Raw genomic sequence first — 4,361 nt, 5'->3', positions numbered from 1 at the left:
GCATCTCTAAAGACTCGCACATCACAAGGCCCGTGGGAATCCCAGATCGGACTCTTTCGTTCCGGTCAAACCACTAGCAACATCCAGTCGTGAAATGTTATTGATAACGTTGACATTTATATTCTTTATCACTTGTTAGTTTTGGAGCAGATGATACAACGTTTCCGGGCATTGTATTCGGGGCGGCTAACTCAAAGAGCGCATAATAACTAGTTGGGGAACTGGGGATGGGGCAAATTAATTTCACAGATGAATCCGGGCAGGCATTCTCAGTCGGAATTCTGCGACGGCTCTCCAATCATTTGGCAAGGCACACTGCCCTGTTGCCAGTAGCTTTATCCTCGGTATTTATCGCTGGAACTACTTTCTCTACTTCCGCTCAAGTTGTTAACGATACTCAGTATTGGACGGGTAGCCCCAACTGGAACAATTTTGACGCCACCTGGATTGGGAACGTTGATGGTTTGTTAGGTGCATGGGAAAGAAAGAAGGCTGTTTTTTCGGAATTATATGGCGGTAGCAATCGGTCGGTCTCCCTGACAACGGCCATAAGCGCAAACGAACTATCGTTCCTGGATAATGGGTTTCGCATTGACGGGCCAGCGACCCTTCAGCTTAATGCTCCGGCCGCTACCAACTCCAAAATCAATGTTGAAACTGGCACAGCAATAATTGCCGCAAGTGTCACATCAACGGTCGCGTTAGACAAAACGGGCGCTGGAACGCTTGCTCTTGAGGGAAACAACTCCATCCCACAAGTTAATCTTTATGGGGGAACTGTAGCTCTTAATAGCCTGCAGTCTCTGAACTCATTGGGTTATGTCAATTTCAACGGCGGTAACCTTAAAGTCGGTGACGGTACCTTCTCGGGAAGCGCAACCTCATTGGGATATTTTGCGTCAACTCTTGCGAGTGTCGATGTCGCGTCTGGTGTCGATTACACAATTGATGCAGTCAATTCGACCGGAAGCTTTGTCAAAGACGGAGCTGGAACGCTCAACCTCAAAAGGGGAATCGCAAATTTTGTGGTCTTCAATCAAATCACCGTTCATGACGGAACGCTCAAAACTTCAAGTGATCTTCTAGGTTATGATCGCGTTGATGTTGCTGGAAAGCTGATTATCGAAGATGCGAATGACGCCACCTCTGTTCACCGCATTTCCAAGACACTCAATGACAGAACCGGACAATATGGAACTGTAACAAAGAGTGGAAACTCACGTCTTACATATAGAGGACTCTCAAACAATGATTGGACAGTACAAGAAGGGACGTTGATCACAGGCGTTAATAATATTTTCGGCAGTATCGAAAATAACGCCAATCTGATTTTGAATGACACCGCTGGATTTACCCATTTTGGACTCATCAACGGAACTGGTGATGTCACTTTCGATGCTGGCTTAGGCATGCACCTATATGGGAATTACAGATTCACTGGTGAAGCCAGTGTATCGAACGGAGCTGTCACGCTCGGCTCCTATGCGGATCTTTCCACTACCCGTGGTTTGACGATGGGCAATGGGACGAATCTGAATGTCAGCATCGCAACACTCAGCAATCTCACACTGAAAACGGGATCTTCCCTGACCTCAACTACATCAAATTCGGTGCTAAAGATCAACGGCGACATGACTGCCGAAGCGGGCAGCACATTAAACTTTGCTGTTGGCTCGCCAAGCAGCAATTCGCGTATCCGTGTTTTCGGCAATCTGAATATCGATAACGTTGGCCTGAACATCACCCAAAGCCCAAATCCTGCCGCTGGCACTTTCGGCGTCGGTTACTATCGCCTTATTGATTATTATGGCTCGTACAGCGGAAATGGCTTCTCGTCGTTGACAGTTCCTCTCGTACCGTCAATGTTCACCCAGCTTGTATACCGTCCAAACACCGTCGATCTTCTGGTTACCAGAGATGGCGACAACAGCCTTCAGCATTGGATTGGCGGAGACGGAACTTGGGATTCTTCGACACCTGCCTGGATTAACGATGGCGGCTCGACGCCTGACTTGTGGGGCAGCAAGATCGCGATTTTCAAGGACACGCCGTCGACAATTGGTGGCGTAATCAACGTAGACGGCAATCAGTCCTTTACTGGTCTCCAATTCGTCGACAACGGCTACACACTCGTTGGAACGGGATCACTCTTACTTGAACCAGGCGGCTCCGAAATCCGCGTGCTCGCCGATAGCGCAACCATCAACACCGAAATCAGTGGGTCCGGCTCTCTGTTGAAGACTGAAGCAGGAACGCTCGTTCTCAACGGCAATAACTCCTACACAGGTGGCACAACCATCTATGCAGGCGACGTCCAGATCAACTCGGACGCAAATCTTGGCACCGCTTCTGGTGGCATTAACCTGAAGGGTGGAACCCTGACTGTCGCAAACCGCATTGCGACCAGTCGTCAGATCGATATCGATCAGAGCGGCACGCTCAATGTCACCGATGGCAACATGCTGATGGCTAATGGCGTTGTTTCAGGCAGCGGTGTTTTCGTCAAAGAGGGCAGCGGAACGCTCGTTCTCTCGGGAGCCAACACCTTCAGTGGCGATATCGGCATCAAAAAGGGTTCACTCGAAGTCGATAACGATGCAGCCTTGGGCGACGCAGCAAACGACATCACTTTCCTTGGCGGTGTGCTGACCACGACCGGATCATTCGCGACCTCTCGTGACTTCAATCTGAACGCCAACGGTGAGTTCAATGTCGCAGGGTCAACTCAGCTCGCTGTCAATGGCAACGTCGTCGGTTCTAACGTTCTCGTAAAGGATGGAACTGGCGTTCTCGTACTTAACGGGACCAATTCCTTCAACGGTCTGGACGTCCTCAATGGCTCCGTTATGGGTAACTCGGCATCAATTAGCGGCGATATTCGCAATACAGGCACTGTGACCTTCAACGTTGCTGGCAACGAAAAATATAACGGCAACATTCAGGGCGTGAACGCATCAAACGGTACCATGGTCAAGGATGGTGCTGGCACCCTCACTCTGGGCGGCATTTCCATGCTCGACTGGACGATCAATCAGGGCCAGCTCATCGTTGATGCCAACAAGTACGGTGGCGACGTCAATGTCGGTACCCAAGGCACAGCGGTCTTCAATCAGGCCGAAAACGGAACCCTTGCTGGTACGCTCTCAGGCACCGGAACAGTCGTGAAAGATGGTGCGGGCACATTGTTTATCACGGGCGACAACTCGTCATTTGACGGTCTCGTGAGGATAGCCAGTGGTAGGATCAATACAGGTGCCGCAGACACCAAAGGCTCGCTTGGTGGCAGTTTGATCGTGGAATCCGGGGGCAGCCTTTCGGGGGTGGGTATAATCGGCAGCGGTTCGAGCTCGATGATTACGGTTGCAGCCGGCGGCATGCTTGCCCCTGGCAACTCTATCGGAACGCTCACCATCAACGGCAATCTCGTTCTTGAAAGCGGTTCTATCTACAATGTAGAGACCGACCCGCTCAGCACCGACAGCGACCGCGTCAAGGTGAGTGGTGACGCAACGATCAATGGCGGCACCGTTGCTCATATCGGCTTCGCAGGCGATTACGCACTGAATACCAAGTACACGATCCTGCAGGCTGACGGAGAACTGTCCGGTTCGTTCGGAAACGTTACCTCAGAGTTCGCGTTCCTCAACCCAACCCTGCTCTATGACTACAGCGCAGGTTCAGTGCAGCTGGAACTGCCTCGCAACGATGTCCAGTTCATTTCCAAGGGCACCACACCGAACCATCTCGCGGTCGCGAACGCTCTCGACAGTATGGGAACCAATTCCAAGGTCTACAACGCCTTCGTCAAGCTTCCTGACGACAAGACGGTAATTGGCAATGCACTCGATAGCCTGTCAGGGGAAATCTACGGCTCAACGACTTCCGCTCTGATTGAGGAAAGTCATTACGTCCGTGACATCGTCAACAACCGCATGCGATTTGCACTCGGCGGCATTGTCATGAGCGATGCCATGTCGAGCCAACAGATCGACCAAACGTGGAACGCATGGGCGCAGGCCTATGGCGGCTGGAACAAGATCGGCGGCAACAGCAACTATGCAGACGTGAAGCATTCGACTGGTGGCTTCATGGTCGGCGTGGACACCATCGTCGAGAATGGCTGGCTTGTCGGAGCGTTTGCAGGATATAGCAATTCGACGATCAAAGCCGACGCAAGAGCATCATCTGCCTCCGTAGACAGTTTCCATATCGGCGCATATGTCAACGGCGGAGTAAAAACCGGCCACGGGGCGGAGCAAAAGTCGGCCACCTTGGCGCGCGCCTGAGACCGCCGGGAGGGCGTAGCCCGAGCGGGGGTCTCAGGCGCGCGCGGCGATTTTCAGAGAAGGCTTCAGCCGGCC

General features: G+C 52.0%; 1 protein-coding gene. It reads left to right on the top strand.

The features are described 5' to 3' along the window. The first annotated feature begins 227 nt into the window (after positions 1–227). Positions 228–4,286 (top strand): autotransporter outer membrane beta-barrel domain-containing protein, encoded by a 4,059-nt coding sequence (locus tag JNC70_RS21920; RefSeq protein ID WP_374788993.1) that lies wholly within the window; start codon positions 228–230, stop codon positions 4,284–4,286. The last annotated feature ends 75 nt before the right edge of the window (positions 4,287–4,361 follow it).

The sequence above is a fragment of the Brucella oryzae genome, assembly GCF_041929965.1.
Taxonomy (GTDB): Bacteria; Pseudomonadota; Alphaproteobacteria; order Rhizobiales; family Rhizobiaceae; genus Brucella; species Brucella oryzae.
The sequence above is the reverse complement of the archived record's forward strand: the minus strand, read 5'-3'. Positions and strand labels throughout refer to the sequence as shown.

Coding starts and splice junctions, on each gene's coding strand:
- JNC70_RS21920 (WP_374788993.1), top strand. CDS start 228: ATGGGGCAAATTAATTTCACAGATGAATCCGGGCAGGCATTCTCAGTC.